General features: G+C 42.7%; 19 protein-coding genes and 2 pseudogenes. 18 read left to right on the top strand and 3 right to left on the bottom strand.

Annotated features, from left to right (window positions below; translation table 11 throughout):
* The first annotated feature begins 9 nt into the window (after positions 1–9).
* The 7 genes from R7Q39_RS21240 (at position 10) to R7Q39_RS21210 (ending at position 7,000) form a co-directional block, all read left to right on the top strand.
* On the top strand, positions 10–1,323 hold the full coding sequence (locus R7Q39_RS21240) for a TolC family outer membrane protein (protein ID WP_318076797.1): 1,314 nt from the start codon (positions 10–12) through the stop codon (positions 1,321–1,323).
* A complete protein-coding gene (locus R7Q39_RS21235) occupies positions 1,316–1,936 on the top strand; it encodes an OmpA family protein (RefSeq protein WP_017634007.1) in 621 nt (206 codons plus the stop codon). The genes R7Q39_RS21240 and R7Q39_RS21235 overlap by 8 nt, the downstream gene beginning before the upstream one ends.
* Entirely contained in the window at positions 1,926–2,768 is an 843-nt protein-coding gene (locus R7Q39_RS21230; protein WP_238855376.1) for a phosphate ABC transporter substrate-binding protein, read from the top strand. The genes R7Q39_RS21235 and R7Q39_RS21230 overlap by 11 nt, the downstream gene beginning before the upstream one ends.
* Before the next feature lie 177 nt (positions 2,769–2,945).
* Positions 2,946–3,719: a DeoR/GlpR family DNA-binding transcription regulator gene (locus tag R7Q39_RS21225; RefSeq protein ID WP_033905226.1), complete on the top strand. Its 774-nt coding sequence runs from the start codon at positions 2,946–2,948 to the stop codon at positions 3,717–3,719.
* Positions 3,720–3,730: 11 nt separating this feature from the next.
* On the top strand, positions 3,731–4,771 hold the full coding sequence (locus R7Q39_RS21220) for an oxidoreductase (protein ID WP_213987681.1): 1,041 nt from the start codon (positions 3,731–3,733) through the stop codon (positions 4,769–4,771).
* The gene (locus R7Q39_RS21215; RefSeq protein ID WP_053303112.1) at positions 4,768–5,238 is read left to right on the top strand and encodes a heme-degrading domain-containing protein; all 471 of its coding nucleotides are present in this window, start codon (positions 4,768–4,770) and stop codon (positions 5,236–5,238) included. The genes R7Q39_RS21220 and R7Q39_RS21215 overlap by 4 nt, the downstream gene beginning before the upstream one ends.
* A gap of 184 nt (positions 5,239–5,422) precedes the next feature.
* The gene (locus tag R7Q39_RS21210; RefSeq protein WP_005389121.1) at positions 5,423–7,000 is read left to right on the top strand and encodes a sensor domain-containing diguanylate cyclase; all 1,578 of its coding nucleotides are present in this window, start codon (positions 5,423–5,425) and stop codon (positions 6,998–7,000) included.
* A gap of 51 nt (positions 7,001–7,051) precedes the next feature.
* On the opposite strand, the gene R7Q39_RS21205 is transcribed toward R7Q39_RS21210, so the two are convergent.
* The gene (locus R7Q39_RS21205) at positions 7,052–7,609 is read right to left on the bottom strand and encodes a DUF3750 domain-containing protein (RefSeq protein ID WP_064353879.1); all 558 of its coding nucleotides are present in this window, start codon (positions 7,607–7,609) and stop codon (positions 7,052–7,054) included.
* Between the two features lie 479 nt (positions 7,610–8,088).
* On the opposite strand from R7Q39_RS21205, the gene R7Q39_RS21200 reads away from it, so the two are divergent.
* The 5 genes from R7Q39_RS21200 (at position 8,089) to R7Q39_RS21180 (ending at position 12,420) form a co-directional block, all read left to right on the top strand.
* Positions 8,089–8,451: a hypothetical protein gene (locus tag R7Q39_RS21200; RefSeq protein WP_017634013.1), complete on the top strand. Its 363-nt coding sequence runs from the start codon at positions 8,089–8,091 to the stop codon at positions 8,449–8,451.
* 35 nt (positions 8,452–8,486) lie between these two features.
* Positions 8,487–8,951, top strand: coding sequence for a GNAT family N-acetyltransferase (locus tag R7Q39_RS21195; protein ID WP_017820619.1), 465 nt, complete (start codon positions 8,487–8,489; stop codon positions 8,949–8,951).
* A 249-nt stretch (positions 8,952–9,200) separates the two neighbouring features.
* Complete coding sequence (locus R7Q39_RS21190) at positions 9,201–10,619, top strand: SLC13 family permease (protein WP_318076796.1); 1,419 nt, start codon at positions 9,201–9,203, stop codon at positions 10,617–10,619.
* Between the two features lie 3 nt (positions 10,620–10,622).
* Positions 10,623–11,960: an ATP-binding protein gene (locus R7Q39_RS21185; RefSeq protein ID WP_191116333.1), complete on the top strand. Its 1,338-nt coding sequence runs from the start codon at positions 10,623–10,625 to the stop codon at positions 11,958–11,960.
* The gene (locus R7Q39_RS21180; protein ID WP_005377744.1) at positions 11,947–12,420 is read left to right on the top strand and encodes a response regulator; all 474 of its coding nucleotides are present in this window, start codon (positions 11,947–11,949) and stop codon (positions 12,418–12,420) included. The genes R7Q39_RS21185 and R7Q39_RS21180 overlap by 14 nt, the downstream gene beginning before the upstream one ends.
* Positions 12,421–12,527: 107 nt before the next feature.
* On the opposite strand, the pseudogene R7Q39_RS21175 reads toward R7Q39_RS21180, so the two are convergent.
* A pseudogene (locus R7Q39_RS21175) lies at positions 12,528–14,230 on the bottom strand (putative bifunctional diguanylate cyclase/phosphodiesterase).
* A 487-nt stretch (positions 14,231–14,717) separates the two neighbouring features.
* On the opposite strand from R7Q39_RS21175, the gene R7Q39_RS21170 reads away from it, so the two are divergent.
* The 4 genes from R7Q39_RS21170 to R7Q39_RS21155 all read left to right on the top strand — a co-directional run bounded on the left by R7Q39_RS21170 (position 14,718) and on the right by R7Q39_RS21155 (position 19,422).
* Entirely contained in the window at positions 14,718–15,935 is a 1,218-nt protein-coding gene (locus R7Q39_RS21170) for an HD-GYP domain-containing protein (RefSeq protein WP_149191818.1), read from the top strand.
* A gap of 202 nt (positions 15,936–16,137) precedes the next feature.
* Positions 16,138–16,761 (top strand): LysE family translocator, encoded by a 624-nt coding sequence (locus tag R7Q39_RS21165; protein ID WP_021033866.1) that lies wholly within the window; start codon positions 16,138–16,140, stop codon positions 16,759–16,761.
* Positions 16,762–16,973: 212 nt separating this feature from the next.
* Positions 16,974–18,518: a YjjI family glycine radical enzyme gene (locus tag R7Q39_RS21160; RefSeq protein WP_017820624.1), complete on the top strand. Its 1,545-nt coding sequence runs from the start codon at positions 16,974–16,976 to the stop codon at positions 18,516–18,518.
* A gap of 22 nt (positions 18,519–18,540) precedes the next feature.
* Positions 18,541–19,422, top strand: coding sequence for a YjjW family glycine radical enzyme activase (locus R7Q39_RS21155; RefSeq protein WP_021033867.1), 882 nt, complete (start codon positions 18,541–18,543; stop codon positions 19,420–19,422).
* A gap of 19 nt (positions 19,423–19,441) precedes the next feature.
* On the opposite strand, the gene R7Q39_RS21150 is transcribed toward R7Q39_RS21155, so the two are convergent.
* Positions 19,442–20,380, bottom strand: a complete 939-nt coding sequence (locus R7Q39_RS21150) for a LysR family transcriptional regulator (protein ID WP_005377737.1) — start codon at positions 20,378–20,380, stop codon at positions 19,442–19,444.
* Between the two features lie 411 nt (positions 20,381–20,791).
* On the opposite strand from R7Q39_RS21150, the gene R7Q39_RS21145 reads away from it, so the two are divergent.
* On the top strand, positions 20,792–21,562 hold the full coding sequence (locus R7Q39_RS21145; RefSeq protein WP_017820626.1) for a TerC family protein: 771 nt from the start codon (positions 20,792–20,794) through the stop codon (positions 21,560–21,562).
* 160 nt (positions 21,563–21,722) lie between these two features.
* A pseudogene (locus tag R7Q39_RS21140) lies at positions 21,723–22,211 on the top strand (2OG-Fe(II) oxygenase); the annotation flags it as partial.
* Between the last annotated feature and the right edge of the window lie 69 nt (positions 22,212–22,280).

Here is a 22,280-nt window from a genome sequence, read left to right as displayed (position 1 = left end):
GGATATAAGATGCGGCTTAAATCAACGTTATTGGTCTTGTTTGCAGTATCATCGTCGCCAAACGCTTTGACTTTAGAAGAGTCAGTTACGTTATCTCTCGATAGCTCCCCCAGTTTGCTTGCTCGCTATTCTCGCTATGAGTCGATGGTACGAGACCGAAATGCCATAAATGGTTCATTTCTTCCTCAGGTTAATTTGTATGCAGCAGCAGGGTACGAAGGTACTCGATATAACAACGGAAACTACATCGACAGTGAAGATAGAACATTAGAAAGAACGGAGATGGGCGTAAGAATCTCCCAACTGTTATTTGATGGATTTAAAACAAGTGCTGATGTTGATCGCCTATCTTACGAGGCTGAAGCTGAACGCTTGGACTTATTGGCATCTGCGGAAAATGTTGCATTAGATACTGTCAGAGCGTATGTGGATGTTTTACATGCCCGAGAGTTGATGAAACTGACAGAAAGAAACCTAAATGAACACCAAGAGATCTACCGTTTCATTCTAGATAAAAAAGAAAAAGGTTTAACCAGCAACTCCGACTTAGCGCAGGTTTCTTCGCGTGTCGCGACAACACAGTCCTCATTGATTGCCGCCCAAAACAATCTTTCCGATGCTAGAACAAGATTTGTACGTTTGGTTGGTCGAGCGCCGCAAAACTTAGTTGAACCTGTTTACCCGCAGGAGTTGCTTCCGAATAAGCTTGACGAAGCACTCAAACAAGCGGTTAGGTTGCACCCATCCATACAGTCAGCGATGAAAGATTTAGAGGCGGCTCGACATGAAGTAAAAAGAGAAAAGGGGGATTACTACCCAGAGCTCAAGCTTGAGCTGTCAGCCAACAAAACAGACAACGTGGATAATATTGAAGGCATTAACGAAGATGCAAAGGTTATGCTGACGATCAACTACGATCTTTTTAACGGCTTTTCTACAGACTCCCGAGTGGAGTCAACTGCCTGGCGAGTAGAGGAGGCGAGGGCTATTCGAGCAAATGCAGAACTAGATGCGAATGAAGGTGTAAGGCTGGCATGGGACGCACATACATTGCTTCAACAGCAAATGGAGTTTTTAAAAGTCAACGTTGATGCGGCGAAAGTAACTGAATTAGGGTACATCCAGCAGTTCAATGTAGGGCGACGCAGTTTGTTAGATGTATTAGATGCCAAAGTTGAAACGTTTGTTGCGAGACGGAACTACACCCGAACAAAGTACGATCATTTGGTTGCCACTTACCGTTTATTCAACTCGATGGGGATTCTGACTTATGCGTTGCGAGTTGAGTATCCAGAGAACTGGAAGGAGAACAATAATGGATAAATTCGCAGTGACGAGTCTTCTAGTTTTCATGTTAGCAGGCTGTGCTGAATCACCGAATACGACGTTGACCACTTACCAGTACAACGACCTTAAAGACAATGATAGTGATGGCGTGATAAACCAACGAGATAACTGCGCAGATACGCCCAAAGGTGTGGTTGTTGACAGTGAGGGCTGTGCGAATTGGGTCAACGACTCGCAGACACACCTGATCAGCTTTTTCTTTGCGATGGATGAGCATCAGGTAACGCCATCTCATGATATGCCGCTAAGCGAGTTGAAAGCATTGCTTCAGAGTAACCCAAATGCGCAAGTCATACTGATAGGAGACACAAGCCCTGAAGCGTCACTCGAATACAACAAAGCGTTGGCAAAGAAAAGAACGGCAGCTATACGAAAATTGCTAGTGAGAAACGGCATTCAAGATAATCGAATTGAAGAGCAAGAGTTTTATCAGAATACGGCATTGACGGTACAACTAAAAAAACGGGAAAGGCGCACAATTGCTGTTGTAAACACGAAAGCTGAAAGTACTGAACAAGCGTGGACTATATTTAGTTCGGACAGCGAGTTGACACCTAACTCGAAGTTGGAGTTGAATTATGAAAATTAAAGTCTTGCCTTTCTTTGCTCTAACTTCATGTTTGATTTCACCGCTGGCATTTGCTGACTCTGAGGCTCGAACATCGATTTTTGTCGAACCAGAGATACTAGAAACGATAGAAACATTGATAGATGAGCCAAGTGTAAATGTAGCGCTTGCATCTCAGTCTGGTGGTTTTAACGACATGCTAAATGACGGAGCCTCTATTGCGATCACATCTAAGATATGGTCAGATGAAAACATCTCCCGATTTCAACGAGAAAGAGGCCACAGGCCTACACGTTTGTTTTTAATGGCAAACGCTATTGTCGTAATCAATAGTCAAAAGAGTACGGTAGATAGTGTTTCCGTTAGTGAATTGAAACGCTGTGATGCAAATACGTATGCTTTCGGGGAGATGCGTTTAAGTAACCCAGATGTGAGCTCTAATGGTTGTCAATCATCGATTCAAATGCTTGATGAAGACCGATTGAAACGGGCTTTAAGCGACGACTTTTCAGCCAAAGCTTATATGCGATACTCCGATTTTAAATACTCAGAACAGTGGTCGAGCTACAAGGCTCTCTCTGTTCATCATAACGATGACTCATGCTCTTTGAGCACAGATTGCATCTATTCTCTTCGCTATCCATTTTCCGTGGTCTATTACGTTTATATAAATAAACAATTCGACACTAATCAGAAGATCAAAAAATCAAAGCTATTTGAACTCCTTACAACCGACCACAATACACAACAGGTACGAAATGTTGGGTTTATTCCACTACCAAAAGCGCTTATTAAAAGAAATAGAGTGAAGTTAGGGCTAGATGAGCCAGTTGTTTTAAACGGGTATAAATAAACTTCATACGCCTAACTATGTGGGCTGAGTGAACGTACCGTCCTAGGAAGTTTTGCCTTGCTGCTCATTTATCTTTGGTTAACCTTTGGTCAATTGAGTTGGTTGTAAGTGGTTTTGTTGGTAATTTTTCTATTATTGTGGCAAATTCACTTAAAATTACTTAAGTGAATTTAAGTTATGACACAAGAAGAAAGACTCGTAGCACTCAGAGCGAAGCTGGAGCAGCAAAACAAAGTAACGTTGTCTGAAGTTTGTGAGTACTTTGGTATCTCGCGAGATTCAGCTCGCCGAGACTTAGTTAAGTTGAGTCAGCAACCTGGGTTACAAAGAATACGAGGTGGTGTCATGCTTGCGCCGATCTCTTCCCATACCGAGGCATACGCGAGTCGACCCGTGAGTGACGTTAAACATCGACTGGCTCAAGCTGCCGCAGCGTTGTTGGATGAGCGCGACCATCTTGTTATTGATACCAGCACCATTTTATCTCTGCTCCCACTCTATGCAGGAAAAGCACATTGTGGAGAAAACAAGCTCAACGTCGTTACTAACAGCATTGATGTGCTGACCGCTGCTGAGACAAACGACACAATGGACGTTTATTTCTTAGGCGGACACTTTGACCCTTATGCCAGAGCAGTTTTAGGGGCGCAAGCAGAGCAGCAAATGCAGCATTATCACGTGAACAAAGCGTTCATTGGCGTGTGTGCATTGTCATCCCGGGGGCTGACAACAAATAGTTTGTTAGAAGCAACAATGAAACAAGCGATGATTGCTCAAGCTCAGCAGGTCATCGTCGTTTGTGAATCCCGAAAAATTGGTAGCGACAATTTCCACCACGTATGTGATTTGTCAAAGATCGACATCATTATTACCGATCATCCTCCTCAATCAGATTTTCAACAACTCCTCGATCACAATGATATTGAATGTATTGTTGTGTCACCGAAATAAGGAATCTTAGAATGGCTTACGATCCCGTAAAAACCGCTGTGATTGGTTACGGATATTCAGCAAAAACGTTTCATTTACCCTTCATTAAAGCGCTACCAAATTTAACGCTGAGCGCGATAAGCTCGCGTCAACAGGAGGCGGTTCAAAATGATTGGCCAGATGCTAAGTGGTTTTCTGATGCGAATACTTTACTCGATGATAGTGATGCAGAGCTCGTAATCATTACTGCGCCAAATGACGTACATTACGAACTTGCAAAGCGTGCGTTGAACAATGGGAAACACGTCATCGTCGAAAAACCGTTTGTTACTCGGATAGAAGATGGTAATGAACTTATCGCCTTGGCGGAAGAGAAAGGTCTGGTGCTGAGCGTTTTTCACAATAGACGTTGGGATGGAGACTTTCTCACGGTTAAATCTCTTATCGAACAAGGTAAGTTAGGTGATATAAAGCTGTTCGAGTCACACTTTGACCGTTACCGCCCTGAAGTTCGTCAACGCTGGCGAGAGCTAGCTCAAGATGGTGGTGGTATTCTATTCGACCTTGCTCCTCATCTTCTCGATCAAGCATTGGTGTTGTTTGGCTTGCCAGATGCGATAGACGCACAATGTCGAATGATGCGCCCGGGTGCGACAACGATTGATTATTACAACTTGATACTTCATTACCCTGAGCATATTGTGCACTTGCATTCAAACTTGTATAGCCCAGAGCCGAATCTCCGCTACAAAGTATTGGGTACGGAAGCTAAATATGAAAAGTTCGGATTAGATCCTCAAGAGGGCTACTTAAAAGAAGGCCGTTTGCCGGAAAACGATGCTTGGTCGGAAGAAGATGAGGCGTTATACGGCGTCCGTTACGACGAAGACGGTGCGCAAACTATCAAAACGGAGAGAGGCGCGTACCAAGCTTACTTTGTTGGTGTGGCAAACGCCATTCGTTTGGGCACTGATAACCCGGTTCCTGCCGCTCAAGCAGTACAGAATATCGCTCTGATTGAGATGGCATTGGAAAGCAGTAAAACGGGTAAAACGATTCAGGTGAAGCCATGAGTTTGACGCTTGAACTCGTGGCCCTGCAAGAGCATGAACTTCAGTTGGCGGAATTTAATCACCATATTGCGTGGTCTATCGGCCTCGCTCTAAAAGAAGAGGCTGAAGCTCGCGGCGCGGCTGTTGCTATTGAGGTTTACGGCTTTGGACAAACGCTATTTCAATACGCGATGGCAGGAACCTGTGCTGATCATTTAGATTGGGTCCGTAGGAAGCGAAACTCAGTATTGAGGTATGGCCACAGCTCTTACTATCTTTCTCTGTACAACAAGCAAAAGCAACGTGATTTCGAAAATCAGCCTCATCTCGATGCTCGTGAGTACTGTGCTCATGGTGGCGCGTTCCCAATTCGGCTTTCTGGGTCTGGTTTGGTTGGGGTTGTGACGGTATCGGGTTTACCGCAGTTAGATGATCATCAGCTAGTTGTGGATATATTAAAAACGATGACAGAAACAAAATCCTCTTAAACGCCAAATATGAAAGTAGCACGGTTCTTTATCGTGCTACTGAATTCTCTTTTTAGCTCATAAAGTGTTCTTTAATGTGAGCAAATATTAACATTGATCCCAACTTACTACCTGAAAATCAAATCAATTTCATATAACCTATACGCTCATTCATATAGAAAGCCTTCAAAGTTGGCCATTGGCAATGTCTTTTAGAAGAAAAGAAAAACTCAATCTTAGAAATCTTATTGTCACCCTATGTGTGTTCAGTGTGCTTGTCACTTTGATCAACGCATTCTACTCGATTTATCGTGTTCAAAGGGATCTCATCATCAATAACACGTTAGAATCAAACCGTGTTTACGCCCAAAAAATGTCTGAAATGACAGACTCTTTCATAGAAAGCTCAATGTCGCAGTTAAAATACAGTGCGAACGTGCTAAAAGACAAGATGCATGACGCTCAGCTTCTTGATAAAGAGGCTGAGAGATTAAGAACGCAAACCAAATCATTTAACTCTGTGGTTGTCGTTAATGCAAAAGGGGTTATTATTTCTGTATCCCCTGAAACACTTCAGGTGAAAGGTGTAAGGTTAGTGGGTGAAAGAAAACGCCAGTCTTTAAACGCTCAAGCACCGGTTGTTACTGAACCATTTATATCGCCAGCTGGAAATTACTTGTTAACCATCTCATACCCTATATTTTCTCAATCTAATGAATATTTAGGTTATATCGGCGGCACTATTTATCTAGAAAAAGAAAATATTCTTGCAGAGTTACTCAGCCAGCACGCATACAAAGATGGTTCTTTCCTTTACGTTGTCGATGAGAGTAACACTCTGATTTATCACCCAGATCAATCGAGAGTTGGTGAAGTAATCGACGATAATGAGGCAATCAAAGCGGTGACGATGGGGCAGAGCGGTAACAAAGAAATTGTTAACTCTCGCGGCGTCGAAATGCTTGCTGGTTATGCACCAGTAAAGTCATCAGGATGGGGAATTGTTGCTCAGCGCCCGAAATCGATGACGTTATCTGTGCTAGATGAACAGATGTGGAATGTTTTCCTTAAGTCGATTCCAATTGGTTTATTAACTTTGTTGCTAATTTGGTTCTTGTCCCTTCTTATTTCTAGACCACTTTGGCAGTTAGCGGGTGCTGTGCGAGGTGTCGAAGAACATTCATCATCTATCGATGATCTCAAACTGGTTAAGTCTTGGTATTTTGAGGTCTCACATTTGAAGCTTAGTTTTCTTAAAGCATTTGGTATCGTGTCAAAAACCATTGATAAGCTGCAACTGGATACATTAACAGATTCGATGACTGGATTATTGAATCGACGTGGATTAGATAAAGTTCTTGGTTTGTTTAAGCAGGAAAATACCGCGTTCTCTGTTTTGGCGCTAGATATTGACCACTTTAAGAGCGTAAACGATAACTATGGCCATGACGTGGGTGACAACTTACTTAGAGAGTTTGCGCAGTTAATGAAAGACCAAGCTCGCTCTAATGATCACCTGTGTCGTTCTGGCGGTGAAGAGTTTATGATGTTTTTGGAAAAAACAGACGTAAACCACGCTATGGATGTTGCAGAGCGTATTAGACACAACGTGGAACAACATGACTTTCAGGTGGTTGGTAAGGTCACGGTTTCGTTGGGCGTTTCTCACTGGAAAGGCAATGACACACCAATTGAAGCGGTAATGAAAGACGCCGATAATGCACTGTATAAAGCGAAACATAATGGAAGAAATAGAACGGAGTTGGGTGACGACGCACAATAGATATTGCGCTTTATGCTGAACATAAAACGAGCCAGTGACTAATCTTTGCTGTTAATCGCTGGCGTAACCGCTACCAATTGCGCGAAACGGCAAGTTCAGCTCTAATTCTGGAATTTGTTTACCCACCCAAGCCGGAAATGTATTGCTATTTGGCCCTGGAAACAGCGTATATTCTTCAGCCCAAGGGTATTGGTTAATAACACTTTGTATTTTAGGGATAAGCTGGCGGGCCTTTTCACCTTGTATGGAGAGGATCTTTTCTGGTTTTGCACCATACCAATATCGATCTGGCGTCCCAGTTTGGTACTGATATAGAGCGGGTTGTCCGCGATTCACTCTCCAGCCGACTACTTCATACACTGTATATTCGTTCGCATTTTCAGGCTTTATTGCAAACCATGTATGAACGGCAAACCAGCCTCGCCAACCAAACGCGTCTGCGGCGTAAAACTCAATCACAGCATGCTTAACATTGGAAGGATCGGGTGCGATACCCGCAGGTTCTCTGCTAGCGGTACGCCAATCTCCTTGAGTGCATCCACCCAGCATAACCGCGATTGACATGAGCCAAATTTTTACAAGGTGAGTAAAGTTGAGAGGGTCTTTCATTTATTGCTCCTAGACCAACCGATGTTGGTAACGCTCTACTGATTTTAGCTATAAAAACGTGGCAAGCCTGATTGTTGAAATCCTCTCCTTATTAAAAGAGAGAGGGAAGTTAGTGCCATAATTCCAGTTCATACGTAATAATAAGGTAAGCCGATTTGTAACATGTGGCATAGACGATGCCGTATTTCTCGAACGATTCATCTAGTTGCGTATGAAAAAGTAAGAGGTTGTATGTATTCCTTACACGGTCACATGAATTAAAAGCATAAAAAAACAGAGATTTACAGTGGCCTTTGACTGGTTGAGTGAGTTTGGGACCCTCACATTGTCTCACATTTGCTTGTTTTGGACGGAATTTTCATCGCTCATCTTTTTGCGCGTTTAGAGTCAGCGTTCAGCTATGGCACAATAGGCGCTCACAGAACAAGTGCTGTTTGGTCATGCAAATAGCAGAAAAATAACTAGAAATAGAATAATTAATGTTTAAATCAAAAAGTATACTCGCATTAAGCATGTTCGCATTTGGCTGTTTTGCCAATCAAGATAGCGAACCAACGTCCGTTGTGCTGAACTATGGTGACTCCTCCATCAGTACTGATATTCAAGCCAATCGAAAATTTCATGTTGTCCGAGACAATGAAAGTGAGCACGTAGAATTTTCCGGCGGAATCACAAAGGAGTATTCCGATTATATTGTGAATATTCATATCATAAGAAAAAGCAATATACGCAGATCAAGCCGAGAGCTGAATACAACCGTATTGATGAACAGTGATCAGATTGGGAAGCCTTTAGTGATTGGCATTGAAAATGATGAGTTCACTAGTATCACTTTGCGTTAATGCTTAGTATTTATTGAATAGGAATGAGGAAATTGATGCTCTCAATACGCTGCTATCGCACCGAGGATGCCCCAACACTGTGGGCACTCTTTTACCATACTGTGCGAATCATTAATCGTCGCGATTATACGGAATCACAAGTTTCCGCTTGGGCACCATCAGATTTTGACCTCGATGTGTGGCAACGAAAAATGGACGATATTCAACCGTACGTCGCGGAGATAGAAGGGCAGGTCGTTGGCTATTGTGATTTGCAAGGTGACGGCTTGATTGATCATTTCTTTTGCCATCATGAATACCAAGGACAAGGTGTTGGTCGTGATTTGATGTCTTTTCTTTTTTCACAGGCGAAAGTACAGGGGATAAAACGACTGTATTCTGAAGTGAGTATTACCGCCCGACCTTTTTACGAGAAAATGGGTTTCACAGTTAAGTCTCGACAACGTGTTGAGGTTAGGGGAGAAACCTTAACTAACTTTATGATGGAAAAGTATATTTAACTTAAATAGTGAGCATTTAGTGAGCTTGAACACAGATATAAAATGTTTTCCAATGTGAAAGCGAGTTCATTGATCTCGCACCAACGTTTTGTTTGAAAACAGTGTACATAATCTTCTCTGGAACGCCATTACCGCATTTCGTCTCTGAAGGCTTAAAAAACAGTCTGAAAGTTTTGGTTTTGCGGCGGGTAATAGCGTTCCAAACGCCAAATGTGTCTGGCTAACCATCTCAGGAAGAGAAGTAGTACTATGCGCCCTTATCTCAAATACGTTGTTCCAACATTGATACCATTGCTTGTTTGGTTAATGCCTCTCTCTGCGTTCCCATTTGATGGCATTACTATCGTCCAGCAAAGAGTGATTGCAATCTTCTTGCTTGCCGCACTTTGCTGGGTATTCGAGCCAATTCCAATCTACGCCACTTCGGTTGTGATCATTGTCCTAGAGCTATTGCTTGTATCAAATAAAGGTATTGTGCTCTTTCGTTTGCAAGAGGGGCAGCCACATTTTGGTGAACTATTACAATACAACGAGATAATGGCGACCTTCGCTAGTCCGATTATTATGCTCTTCCTCGGCGGTTTCTTTTTGGCTATGGCGGCGACAAAGTACAGGTTAGATGTCAACTTAGCCCGAGTGTTACTCAAACCATTTGGACAAAAACCAAAGTTCGTTATGCTGGGGTTGATGCTGATCACCGCTGTTTTTTCCATGTTTATGTCAAACACCGCAACAACAGCGATGATGTTGTCCATTTTAACCCCTGTGATAGCGGTTTTCGGGCCTAAAGACCCAGGTCGAATTGCATTCGCCTTGTGTATTCCTGTTGCAGCCAACATTGGTGGCATTGGTACTCCAATCGGCACGCCACCGAATGCCATCGCCCTAAAATATTTGGTTGGTGACAACTTAATTACGTTTGGTGAATGGATGGTATTTGGTGTGCCATTCGTTATTGTGATGATGGCGTTAGCCTGGTTTCTGATTGGCTTTTTATATAAAGCCGAACAAACCACCATCGATCTGAACATTAAAAGCAAGTTTTTGAAAACACCCAAAGCAATAATGGTTTACGTCACCTTTGCCGGCACGATTATTCTTTGGTTGATGGGGTCTGCACATGGAATGAATTCTTACACAGTAGCATTAATTCCGGTCGCAGTGTTCTCATTGACGGGCATCATTAACAAAGAAGACTTGAAGAAAATCTCTTGGGATGTGCTTTGGTTGGTGTCAGGCGGTATTGCTCTGGGCCTTGCTCTAGATAAAACCGGGCTTGCGAAGCTGGTGGTACACAGCATTCCGTTTGATCAGTTCTCGCCATATGTTGTCTTGTTTGGTGCGGCTTTCTTGTGCTTGTTAATGGCAAACTTTATGTCGCATACAGCCACCGCAAACTTGCTGATGCCGATTATGGCTGCGCTGGGTACTTCTATGGCTTCGCTAACGCCTCTCGGCGGTGAAGTTACTCTGATCTTGGTCGTGACATTTGCTGCTTCACTCGGTATGTCGTTACCAATCAGTACGCCACCAAACGCGTTAGCTCATGCAACAGGGCATGTCGGGAGCGGCCAAATGGCTCGTATCGGTGCCGTGCTAGGCGTGATTGGCGTATTACTCAGCTTTGTGATGGTGTGGATTTTACATACTGTTGGGCATATTGGATAACCCATGTACGAAACGAAGTTAGACGCGTTAGTACAACGCTACTTTAATCACCTTGAACGCCGATTAACGGTTTTATCCGGGTCGGTGCTTATTGAGCAAGCTGGCTACAACGATCGCTTGTACTATGTGCTGTCGGGAGAACTGGCGGGCTATTACGCGGAAGATGACAAGAAACCGATTCAGGTATTTTCTGCGTCTCAAGGTGCGTTTATTGGCGTACATAGTTTCTTTTCTGGTACGTGGACTGCCTCTTCGACAGTGATTGCTCAAACCGATGTTGAATTGGCTTGGATACAGCGTGATACGCCTGCCGTGGAAGAGGCGACATACGGACCATTGACGACACAATTTATGCCTGTGATGGTTAACGAATTATCTCGTCGTCAACGGCGCGCAATGCAAGAGGCATTGGCTAAAGAAAAAGCACTACAAAAGCTTCATACCGCAGAGCAAATGACAACGTTGGGGCAGCTTGCAGCGGGTATTGCTCATGAGTTGAACAATGCGATAGGCGTTGTAAGCAGTAAATCAGAACGGCTAGAGACAGTTATCATGGAATTGCTTGAAGAAGTTCATCCGGAAGCGAGTCAATTTTTTGATTTTGGTTTAATGCAAGGGCAGAAAGTCTCTTCTAGCGAAGCGAGAAAGCGGGGGCGCCACTTCGAAAAATACTACGGTTTAACCAAGGAGGTTGCTCGTGATCTTGCACGTGCCGTTCCAAATAATTTCCTTTCGGAACATTGGCTAAAAAGACCAGAAGAAGCGATACGTTTCTGGCAAATGGGACGAGATCTCCATGACTTACGCATTGCCTCTAAACATACCGTTGGCATTGTACGATCCGTAAAACAATTGGGGCGCACGGATATCGACTTGGATGAAGCGATTAACATCAATGATTCAATCAATCGCGCATTGGCTCTATTGCAAAGTGACTTAAGACGAGTGAGTGTTCGTTTTAGCCCTGCGGATTTACCTGCTTTTACTGGTTCTCAAACCGAACTCGTCCAAGTTTGGGTAAATATATTAAAGAATGCGTGCGATGCACTTGGTGAAACGGAGAAACCCGGTATCGAAATACATACTCGGGAGAGTAAGGGTAAAATTTTGGTCACGATTGCTAACAATGGACCAGAAATTGATGAAGCGACACGTAGAAAAATTTTCCGGCCAAACTTCACCACTAAAAAGGGGGGATTGTCGTTTGGTTTAGGGTTAGGTCTGTCGATTGTGAAGCGCATTATCGCCGGATATAACGGCTCTATTGTGGTAAAGAGCGACAGTGAAAAAACGATTTTTAGAATCAAGTTACCAGTAGAGGGTGAACATGGAGAAGCTTAATGTAATTTGCGTTGATGACCAACGAGAGGTACTAAGCGCGGTTCTACAAGATTTAGAGCCGTTAAATCAATGGTTGAATGTCGAAGACTGCGAATCAGCAGGTGAGGCTCTAGAACTGATGGATGAATTTGATGCAGAAGGCGAGATGATCGCATTGATTATTTCCGATCATGTGATGCCAGGTAAAACGGGAGTAGAACTGCTGACCGATGTATCAAAAGACGGTCGTTTTGGCTTTACGAGGAAAGTGCTTCTTACCGGGCAAGCGACGCACACCGATACGATTAATGCGATCAACTCCGCAGGCATTGACCGCTACTTTGAAAAACCATGGCAAGCAAGCCAATTAATAGAGTGCGTTAGAAACCTGGTGACCCAATATATCTTTGATGTGGGCTTAGATTACACTCAGTATCACGAACATTTAGATCAGAGTGTGGTGTTTGAACGCCTACGTTAATAGGGGGCATTAAGCTTTGTTTTCGTCACGGCCAGTTAGTGTCTGAAATCTATAGTGAATAGTTCAGCATGTTTAACGTGGCCGTGCGGAATATTGCTCTAGTATGCTTAACTCAACGAATAGCGGCTTGCACTGGCAACAGAAAGTGGCTTAGAGAACCAATAACCTTGCAGATAATCGACGCCCATTTCGGTAAAAAATTCACACATTTTGGCGTCTTCAATTCCCTCAATCACTACTTCAATATTATTTTCCTGGCACATAGTGATAAGAAACTTCAGATATTCTTGTGAAGAGCGGTTGGTTAGTGTTTTCCACGCCATCGACCTATCAATTTTGATTTGTGTCATCGGGAGGTCGAAGAAGCTATTTAATGAACTGTAACCAGATCCAAAGTCATCCAGAGAGAGTGCAAATCCTAGTTCCCTGAGGGTATTCAGAGGGGCAATGGCTGTCTGATTATTATCCAAAATAAACGTTTCTGTTAGTTCCAACACAATAGACTCAGGATCGACACCAACCTCATCCGCCATGGCTTTAATTCGCGCAGGGAATTCACTATTCATTAACTGAAGTACAGAAACATTCACGTTTACACGAACTTGGTTTTGGTAACGCTCACGGTAGTTTTTGATAAATTCACACGCTTTGGCAAAGACTTGATATCCGAGTTCGACAATCAAACCTTTGTTCTCTGCGACGGGGATGAATTCGTCTGGATAAATTTCGCCAAACTCTTTGCTACGCCAGCGAACCAGAGATTCGAAGCTCACTACTTTTGAGCTTTTGGCGTCAATAATTGGCTGAAACTTAACGCTTAATGTCTGTTTTTCAAGTGCACTTTTTAGACCTTGCTCAATAAAGAAATAACGGTCTACGGCATGCTGAGTTTTCTCACTGTAAACCGCAACACGGTCTTTATTCTGCTCGCTTGCGTACTGACAAGTTCGTGCTGCTTTACGTAATATTTCCTCTGCTGAGTGACTTGGATCTATGCAAGGATACAAACCAATACTAATGTTACTTCCTAAGTATTGGCCCTCTTCAATCACTGCCTCGTGGTAGGTTTCCTTTAAACTTTCGGCATAACTTTGCAGCGTTTCTACCGAGCATTCATCGTGAATCAAAATCGCAAAGTCATCATCATGTACGCGATATACAGAACTATTTGGAGAAGGTAGGTGACTGAGAGTTTGTAGCAATTTTTCCACTAACCCATCGACCAACTCGCTGCCATATTGATTTAAGTAAGATTTAATCTCTTCTATCTGAATGTAACAGATAGATGCACAAGAATCAGTGGCTCGCACACTATCTTCAATATCCAGCAAGAGATGGGCGCGATTAGCCATACCTGACGCATTGTCATGAAATGCGACTTGATGAATGTAGCTTTCCATCAGCTTGCGTTCAGAAATATCACGGTGGCTACCAACCATATAATGACCATGTTCTGTTTCTTTGGTCATGGCTACGCCTTCAATCCAGACGTACTGTCCATTGGGTTTACGCACGCGGTAGGTCGTTGTGACCCTCGTGTTGTTGGTAATGATGTGAGCATCGACCCGAGTGGAGAGTCTTCTCGATCGAGAGGGTGAACAAGGTCTAACCATTGCTCTAAGCTGATTCGACCAGCGTTGATACCAAGCTGCTCATAAAAGCCCTTGTTATAAAATACCATGGTGCCAAACTCATCCATGTAAAAGAGGCCTTCGTTAAATACATCGAAGATATGAATGAATCGTTCTTCGACGATTTTTAGGAACTCTCGGTCACTATCTGAGACTTGTTGGTCAAATATGGTGGTCAAGATATTTCCTCCTCGAGCCTTTTAGCATCAGAGATGAGTGTTGGGGTTGATAACATAGAGTTGATCTGCTGGCGTACATTACAATCACAAAAGTGTCAGTTCAAATTGTTTGGCTATCATTTTATGCGCTACTAGGTTAATAACATACTAAGATTAGGCGGCTAATCATCGACATTTATAAAAAATAGTCAACAGTAAAAATCATTTATAAAATACAGTTATTGATGCCGTCCGCAATCTATAAATATTTATGAATAATTATCCTAAAGTTATTTTCAGTTGTGTCGGTATCAATGTGCTGTTTTCTAACGTCATTTGTATATATGTTATCTTGGATAAAACCATAATAACAAAAAGGACTTAATGAGCGCGACCGATTATTAATTGACAGGATGCTCATTAATTGTAATCAATTCAAATTTATTATCACGCCAAGTAATCAAATCTCTTATAATGCGGACGTTAATATCGAGTAAGCCTTCTTTATATGCAGTACGATCCGAAAAATTCAATCAAAATTGCGCTCGCTGATATCGGCGTTGGTATGTTTGTTACCGCGATAGAGCACAACAAGCGCGTCAATTTAGCCAATGCAGGGCGGATATCTAGCCCTGAAGGCATTAAGAAGCTTGCTACAAGTGGCGTAAAGTATGTTTGGGTAGATCAAACATTATCTTCGCAGCAGTGTGTCTTCAAGCCTGTAGATGAATCAACTGATGCCACTAAAGAGACGAGAGAGCAGAAACACTCAGATTTTAAGAGGGGTCAACGAACTTATCGTTCGAGAGACATCCAACACAAGCGAGCCAAAAAGCTGATCGCCGAAGCAAAAGATTTGGCGCAGAAACTATTGAATCAAACTTTTGAAGGAAAAATCATTGAAGTTGATGAAGTAGAAGCTTGGGCTGACGATGTCATTGAAAGTGTTTTGATTGACTCAGATGCGTTGCAGTGTGTCTCTGCACTCCGAAAAAAAGACTCTTACTTATTGGAACATTCCGTCAATGTCGCTTGTCTTTTAGTGTCATTCGGTAAGTACTTGGGCTTGGATAAGCCAACGCTAAAACAGCTTGCTGTAGGTGGCATTATTCATGATGTAGGTAAAATTAAAGTCGATGATAAGATCTTGCACAAGCCAGCGAAGCTAACGCCTGAAGAATTTGAACATATGAAGCTACATCAAGTGTTCGCAGGTGAGATTATCCTTCACGTAAAAGGGCTTAGTGAAGTAAGCCGTGATGTTTGTTTGATGCACCACGAGAAGTTAGATGGCAATGGTTATCCTAGAGGCTTGAAGGGGGATGAGATTCCAATTCACGGCCGTATGAGCTGTATTGTAGATATCTACGATGCGCTAACGGCTGATCGCTGTTACAAAAAAGGCATGAGTTCTGCGGAAGCGTTTAAAATCTTGTTGAGTCTAACGCCATTTCATTTAGACGCAGACTTAGTTTACAAATTCATTAATTGCATTGGGATGTACCCCGTAGGCTCCATTGTCGAGTTGAACGATGGGCGTGTTGGTATTGTTTGGTCTTCAAATGAATCTCAAGCATTAAAGCCAGAAGTGAAATGTTTCTACTCCCGCAAGTATAAACGATACATTGATGTCACGATGGTGGATTTAAAAACGAGTGCGTACAAAATTGAAAGAGCGATCGCGCCTTCATCGTTAGAGATCGATCCTAAGCCTTTTTATGATTAAGAGAAATAGATAAGCTTATACAACAGGCTTTACATCCTTGCATGTAGATCGTATTTTATTTGCATAACTATCTATTAATTTTTTCTAAGTTATTTAGATGCAAGATGGTTATTAAGACCTCGGCTTCATGGATAGAAACCGGGCGATAAAATAGTTCTATACACAATGGGCTATAAACCTCATTTTGCTGGAAGGGATGCCAATGCAAATAGATACATGGATTTTTTACACTCTTGCCATTCTCGTGCTCACAGCTTCACCAGGACCAAGCTCACTGTTGTGTTTAAGTAAAGGAGTGAGTAGTGGGTTTCGTATTGCTTTCATGACTGCACTTGGCAGTTTGTCTGCGATTACGAGCATCCTTACGCTCTCATTTACCGGGCTGGGAGTTGTCATTGCTTCATCTGAGTTAGTTTTTAATATTATCAAATGGTGTGGTGCCGCTTATTTAATCTGGTTAGGTATTCAAGCGTTGCGCTCATCTCAGAGAGATTTTAATAAAACGGCAACGACTCAAAGTTCCGCGACAGCGTTCAGCGCGTTCACTAGTGGTTTCATTGTTGGCGCTAGTAACCCCAAAGCGATAGTCTTTTTCACCGCTTTGTTTCCTCAATTCATTGAACCTTCCGCACCGCTACTGGCTCAATACGCGATTTTCGCGTCTACATTTGTGGTTTTTGAGCTTAGCTGGCTAACATTTTATGCATTGTTAGGGGTAAAAGCCTCCGATTGGTTGTTTGTCGCTGGAAGGGCGAAGTTGTTCAATCGTTTGACTGGTGGAGTATTTATTGGTGCAGGCGTGATGTTGTCGACGGCAAACCGATAAGTAAGACAGATTTCGGTACGCAGTTAGGTTTTCCCATATAGTAAGTTGGAATGCGCTAATTTAGCTTTGTCTTATTTCCAGAATGGAAATAGACGTTTTGTTTATTTTCATTAGTGGCAACAGCCAAGCAGGAGTAAAATCACGTTACTCTTTAGGGGTAGAGCTCGTATTTTGTCTTGTGGGCTTGTGGTTACTTTGTAGGAATATCTTAGATGACAAGCCTTTCTAAACTACAACAACGTTTTCTAGATATCGCGACCGACGTCCGTCTTTCTCCAAAACAGAAGTCGAGTTTTTTAGCTTTAGAGGCGGAAGCGTGCATTCCTTACATGACCGTATCTCCATCACTGAGACAAGCAATGGATGAAGGCATCATCTGCGATATGTTTGAAGGTCATGCACCGTTTAAACCTCGCTATGTGTTGCCTGATTACGCTAAATTTCTATCGCAAGGCTCAGACTATTTAGAGTTGTCTCCGGCTGATGATTTCGATGATGCGTTGAATATGCTTACCATCATTTACCATCATGTTCCTTCGGTAACGAACATTCCGGTTTACTTAGGCCAGTTAGATGATGTCTTGTTGCCTTACATAGGCGACCTAACAGAGAGCCAGATTTACAAAAAGTTAAAACATTTTTGGATCATGCTGGATCGCACATTGCCAGATGCGTTTATGCATGTGAATGTCGGACCGACAGACAACATTATTTGTCGCACTGTTTTAAAAGTAGATGCGGAGCTCAAGCAGATCGCACCGAATCTCACCTTTATGTACGACGAGACAGTTACACCTGATGATTTACTTCGTCAAGCGACACAGAACATTTGTGAATGCAGTAAACCGCATATTGCCAATTACCCAATGCACGCGAAAGCCTACAACGGCTCACGCTTTGGTATTGTAAGTTGCTACAACTCGCTTCCATTAGCAGGTGGCTCGAACACATTGGTGCGAATGAATTTAAAAGAAGTTGCAAAACGAGCATCAGACTGTAACGACTTCTTAAACAGTGCGTTGCCTTCTTACCATCGATTAATGGTCGAGCTCATAAACGCAAGAAGCACGCACTTGCATGAAAAATCGAACTTCTTTCAAGGCTTTTTGACGCAAGAAGGGTTGATAAAAGAGTCCTATTTCGCGCCAATGTATGGCGTTTATGGCATGGCCGAAGCGGTAATCCTTCTATTTGAAAAAGAAGGGCAAATAGGGCGATACGGAAAAAATGATCGAGCAAATACTTTTGCTCATGATGTTTCAGCAACACTGGCTAAACTGGTGGACTCAACCCCGGTGAAATATGGTTTAGATGGCAAAGCGCTCTTACATGCACAAGGCGGCATTAGCTTAGATCATGATGTTACGCCAGGTGTACGTCTGCCTTATGGTGCAGAGCCAGACCCTGTCACTTATGTACAAGCAACGGCGAAGCATCATCAGTATTATCGTGCGGGTATCAGCGATATTTTGACGATTGATGAAACGGTGAAATCTAACCCAGAAGCGATGTTCAATTTATGTAAAGGGGCACTAAATGCTGGTTATCGTGAGTTTACCGCGAATGTCACTTCAAATGACTTAATTCGCGTGACAGGCTACATGATCAAACTTTCAGATGTCGCGAAATATGATAAAGAAGGTTCGAGAACCAACACGACGTTTCTAGGTGCAGAAGCAGCAAAAAATACCAAAATTTTAGAACGCTCGCCACGTGTGGTGAGTCATGAAGTAACACCGACTTACACGCAGGCATAAGTTCGGTTTAGGAAAGAACAAGATGTCTAGACGAAGTGGAAGCCTTTTGGCAAAAGTCACTCGTATCCTTCCTTTCTCTTGTGTTGATGGGCCAGGAAATCGTCTAGTCATCTTTCTACAGGGTTGTAACTATCAGTGTTTGAACTGCCACAATCCTCACACGATAAACCATTGTAATCATTGTGGTGAGTGTGTGAGTGAATGTTCAGCAGGCGCATTGAAGTTCGACGAAAACAACAACGTTGTTTGGCTTAAAGAGGAGTGCACCCACTGCGATCATTGTATAGAGATATGTCAGAACCAATCTAATCCAAAAATTACTGACTACTCTGTAGTAACAATGCTCGATTTGATACGCAAACATCGCTTTTTCATCAGTGGTGTTACTGTATCCGGTGGGGAATCTACCTTACAACTTCCTTTCATTATTGAGCTGTTTAAAGGGATAAAACAAGATCCTGAATTACGGCACCTCTCTTGTTTCATCGACAGTAACGGTTCTTTAGCGGTTGCTGGTTGGCAGCGTATTCTACCTTTTCTGGATGGCGCAATGATCGATTTGAAAGCGTGGCAGACGGAGACGCATCAGTGGCTAACTGGGCGTGATAATCATCGTGTATTTAAAACCCTTCAGTACCTTGTTGAGCACGAAAAATTGTACGAGGTCCGCTTACTGCATATTCCCCAAAAAAGTGATTTAGATATAGAAATCGTAGCAATTGGGCGTTACTTGAGTACTCTTCCTGAATCGGTGCTTATCCGTTTAAATGCCTTTCAGCATCACGGAGTAGTGGGGGAGGCGTTAACTTGGGATATGTGCTCTCATCATGATATCGAACGCTTAAAATCAGAGCTTCGATGCTACGTGAGTAACCCTATCACAGTGCCGACAGTACTCACGTAGTACCGTTGTTTATCTATGCTTACGCATCACAGGCATCTAACATGGCGCAGGCGTCGAGTAATTGTTGCTGTAACCATTTTAAAGCGGGATCGTTTAAGCTCGCTTTGTTCCAAACGAGGCTGTAGGCTACCTGTCCGTAATCGAATGGAAGAGCTTGTTCAACCAAACCTTTTGCTTGCATTGCCGCTCTTGCCCAAAGCTTGGAGCATGTGAACAAGTAATCCGAGTGCTGACACATCACCGCAGCTGAACCAAAGTCGGCTACACGCATGGCCAAGTTTCGCTTTGAATGCCTTTGGGTGAGATTTTGCTCAAAATAAGGTTGTGACAGATCTTTATCATGAATACCGATGTGTCTTGCACAAAGGTAACTTTCAACAGATAGGGGTTGCTCAGCGAGTGGGTTCGATGCTCTCATTAAGCAAACCATTTCGTCTTTCAAAATGGTTTTCCAGACCAAGTCTTTATTTTGTGTGGGTGGTTGGCTGAGATCGTGAGGAAGCAACAAAAAATCCACTTGACCTCTTGCTAATGCATCGAAGCTCATTTCCTCTTTCGCATGGACATTCAAGTGCGCGTGATTGCTCAGTTGTTGGGACAAGTGCTGTAGAACTGGCGCAAAGAGCTCAAACGAACTTTCACGCATTGCTAATGAAAAACTACCTTGATAGTAAGCCGGATTAAAAGAGCCTTGATGTAATAACCCATTCATACTGGAGAGTATGCCATGGATTGATGGGCCTATATGCAGCGCAAATGCTGTCGGCACTAAGCGAGTGCCATCACGATAAAAAAGGTCATCCTTTAGCGTTTCGCGCAACTGTCCGAGCGTTTTACTGACGCTCGATGGTGTTACACACAAGCGTTCTGCCGCAAGTGTGACGCTGTGAGTGGTTAACAACATATGTAAAACAGTTAGATGTTTAAGGCTTATACGCGAAAGAGCAATGTAGTCCATAAATAGCATGGTTTCTTATGATTTTTGGCAGTATATCAGCATGAAACAAATTTTTACTATTGTTTATCTCGGAAACACGCCTGTTTCTCTTTGAGCTCAATGCATTTAATGGGTTGCATAAGGGTTGATGGTGCTTATAAGTCTAGAAATTTATCTTAGTTTTGTTGGACTTTAATGCTTTCATTTATTCAATTCTAAAGCTTCTATGTAATTTTAATCAATTTGGAGGAGTTGATTGATTTGTACACGAATTAAACTTGTTCCTTGTTAATTAAAATAGATATTGTTTTGTTGATTGTTTGGTGATTTACTCATGATCCCTCAGTAACAAAGGTATAAATAATTAATGGACGACCCCTTTAGTCGACAAAACCCTTCACCATATGTCTTCTTATTATTGGAGACATGCTCATGCTAGAACTTTTTATGCAACCAGAAGCTTGGGCTATTTTCGCCACTTTGTTTGCGCTTGAAGTTGTCTTAGGCGTTGATAACGTCGTTTTTATCTCTGTCTTATGTGAAAGACTGCCGCTGCACCAACGTAAGCTGGCAAGAAACCTTGGTATTGGTCTTGCTGTTATTGCTCGTATTGGTTTAGTGTTTTCAATCTCTTGGATCATGCAACTGACTCAACCGCTATTTTCTTTGGCGAACCATGCGTTTACCGGAAGAGACGTCATCATGATTGCGGGTGGTGCATTCCTCTTGGCTAAAAGCCTGAAAGAGTTGTGGAGTTGGTTAAATCACAACGAGTCGGCTCACTCAACTCACGCCCGTACTGGTTTAGCGGTAGTTCTGTTGCAGATTGTTGCCGTGGATGCTGTATTCTCGATGGACTCGGTGATAACCGCCGTTGGTTTGACAAGTGATGTCCCACTTATGGTCGCAGCGATTGTTTCTTCTGCTATCGTGATGGTCATGACAGCAGAAAAAATCAATAACCTGGTGTCGTGTTACCCTGGTTTTAAGACACTTGCTTTGTTATTCCTCGTTTTGTTAGGTGGTTTATTGATGGCAGAAGGCTTCGAAATTCATATCAACAAAGGTTATGTGTACTTTGCGATGGCATTCGGCTTAATTCTGGAACTTTGTCATATCCAGTTAAAAAACAAACAACGCCCGACTATTAAACGTCTTAGTCCGTTGCGAGTTCATCCAACGAGATTAGAAGCTCGTCAATAATAAAAGATATTGCCGCTCATATGAGCGGCATTTTTATATTCGTCATCACCTATTTTTAGTCTCTTTTTATTTTGTTGTCGTTTCGACAAAAAATCGCATTTGTTGTGGGGTTGAAGATTTTTTATATAGACCGCCCAACTAATATGAGTGAACGACAATAATGGATAAAATGATCGATGCGTTAGCAACCCATGGCTACTACATCTGGGATGATTTTCTTTCTGAACAAGAAGTGGCTCAATTACGAGACTGCATTCCAAGTAACTGGAAAAAAGCGCGTATTGGTCGTAATGACGATGTGACACGTATTGAGTCAATTCGAAGTGACAAAATTCAATGGTTATCGCCCAATATGGGGCACGCGGTTACTTCTTACTTAGATAAGATGGAAGAAATACGCCAAGAAGTGAACCGTCACTTGTTTCTGGGGCTTTTTGAGTATGAAGCTCACTTTGCCAAGTACGAGGAAGGGGATTTCTACCAAAAGCATCTAGATTGTTTTAAGGGCAATGAAAACCGTCGATTGACAACCGTTTTTTACATGAACGAATCTTGGACGGAAAAGGATGCAGGTGAATTGGTGGTTTACGATCTAAATGATAATAAGATAGCAACCATCCCTCCTCAATCGGGACGCTTACTTTTATTTTCAGCCCTAAACCACCTACTTCAGTAGGTGGTTATCATCCGTTTCGGCTTTGCCTGTAAAACTACTCAT

The sequence above is a fragment of the Vibrio sp. 947 genome (genome assembly GCF_033339115.1).
In the GTDB taxonomy this organism is placed as follows: domain Bacteria; phylum Pseudomonadota; class Gammaproteobacteria; order Enterobacterales; family Vibrionaceae; genus Vibrio; species Vibrio alginolyticus.
Note: the sequence above shows the minus strand (reverse complement) of the source record. Positions and strands in the feature narration are given on the sequence as shown.

Excerpts from the sequence above, each read along its gene's own strand:
- R7Q39_RS21205 (WP_064353879.1), bottom strand. The coding sequence starts at position 7,609 with ATGAAAGACCCTCTCAACTTTACTCACCTTGTAAAAATTTGGCTCATG.
- R7Q39_RS21195 (WP_017820619.1), top strand. The coding sequence starts at position 8,487 with ATGCTCTCAATACGCTGCTATCGCACCGAGGATGCCCCAACACTGTGG.
- R7Q39_RS21210 (WP_005389121.1), top strand. The coding sequence starts at position 5,423 with ATGTCTTTTAGAAGAAAAGAAAAACTCAATCTTAGAAATCTTATTGTC.
- R7Q39_RS21170 (WP_149191818.1), top strand. The coding sequence starts at position 14,718 with ATGCAGTACGATCCGAAAAATTCAATCAAAATTGCGCTCGCTGATATC.
- R7Q39_RS21180 (WP_005377744.1), top strand. The coding sequence starts at position 11,947 with ATGGAGAAGCTTAATGTAATTTGCGTTGATGACCAACGAGAGGTACTA.
- R7Q39_RS21235 (WP_017634007.1), top strand. The coding sequence starts at position 1,316 with ATGGATAAATTCGCAGTGACGAGTCTTCTAGTTTTCATGTTAGCAGGC.
- R7Q39_RS21240 (WP_318076797.1), top strand. The coding sequence starts at position 10 with ATGCGGCTTAAATCAACGTTATTGGTCTTGTTTGCAGTATCATCGTCG.
- R7Q39_RS21155 (WP_021033867.1), top strand. The coding sequence starts at position 18,541 with ATGTCTAGACGAAGTGGAAGCCTTTTGGCAAAAGTCACTCGTATCCTT.
- R7Q39_RS21230 (WP_238855376.1), top strand. The coding sequence starts at position 1,926 with ATGAAAATTAAAGTCTTGCCTTTCTTTGCTCTAACTTCATGTTTGATT.
- R7Q39_RS21220 (WP_213987681.1), top strand. The coding sequence starts at position 3,731 with ATGGCTTACGATCCCGTAAAAACCGCTGTGATTGGTTACGGATATTCA.
- R7Q39_RS21225 (WP_033905226.1), top strand. The coding sequence starts at position 2,946 with ATGACACAAGAAGAAAGACTCGTAGCACTCAGAGCGAAGCTGGAGCAG.
- R7Q39_RS21190 (WP_318076796.1), top strand. The coding sequence starts at position 9,201 with ATGCGCCCTTATCTCAAATACGTTGTTCCAACATTGATACCATTGCTT.
- R7Q39_RS21145 (WP_017820626.1), top strand. The coding sequence starts at position 20,792 with ATGCTAGAACTTTTTATGCAACCAGAAGCTTGGGCTATTTTCGCCACT.
- R7Q39_RS21185 (WP_191116333.1), top strand. The coding sequence starts at position 10,623 with ATGTACGAAACGAAGTTAGACGCGTTAGTACAACGCTACTTTAATCAC.
- R7Q39_RS21165 (WP_021033866.1), top strand. The coding sequence starts at position 16,138 with ATGCAAATAGATACATGGATTTTTTACACTCTTGCCATTCTCGTGCTC.
- R7Q39_RS21160 (WP_017820624.1), top strand. The coding sequence starts at position 16,974 with ATGACAAGCCTTTCTAAACTACAACAACGTTTTCTAGATATCGCGACC.
- R7Q39_RS21150 (WP_005377737.1), bottom strand. The coding sequence starts at position 20,380 with ATGGACTACATTGCTCTTTCGCGTATAAGCCTTAAACATCTAACTGTT.
- R7Q39_RS21215 (WP_053303112.1), top strand. The coding sequence starts at position 4,768 with ATGAGTTTGACGCTTGAACTCGTGGCCCTGCAAGAGCATGAACTTCAG.
- R7Q39_RS21200 (WP_017634013.1), top strand. The coding sequence starts at position 8,089 with ATGTTTAAATCAAAAAGTATACTCGCATTAAGCATGTTCGCATTTGGC.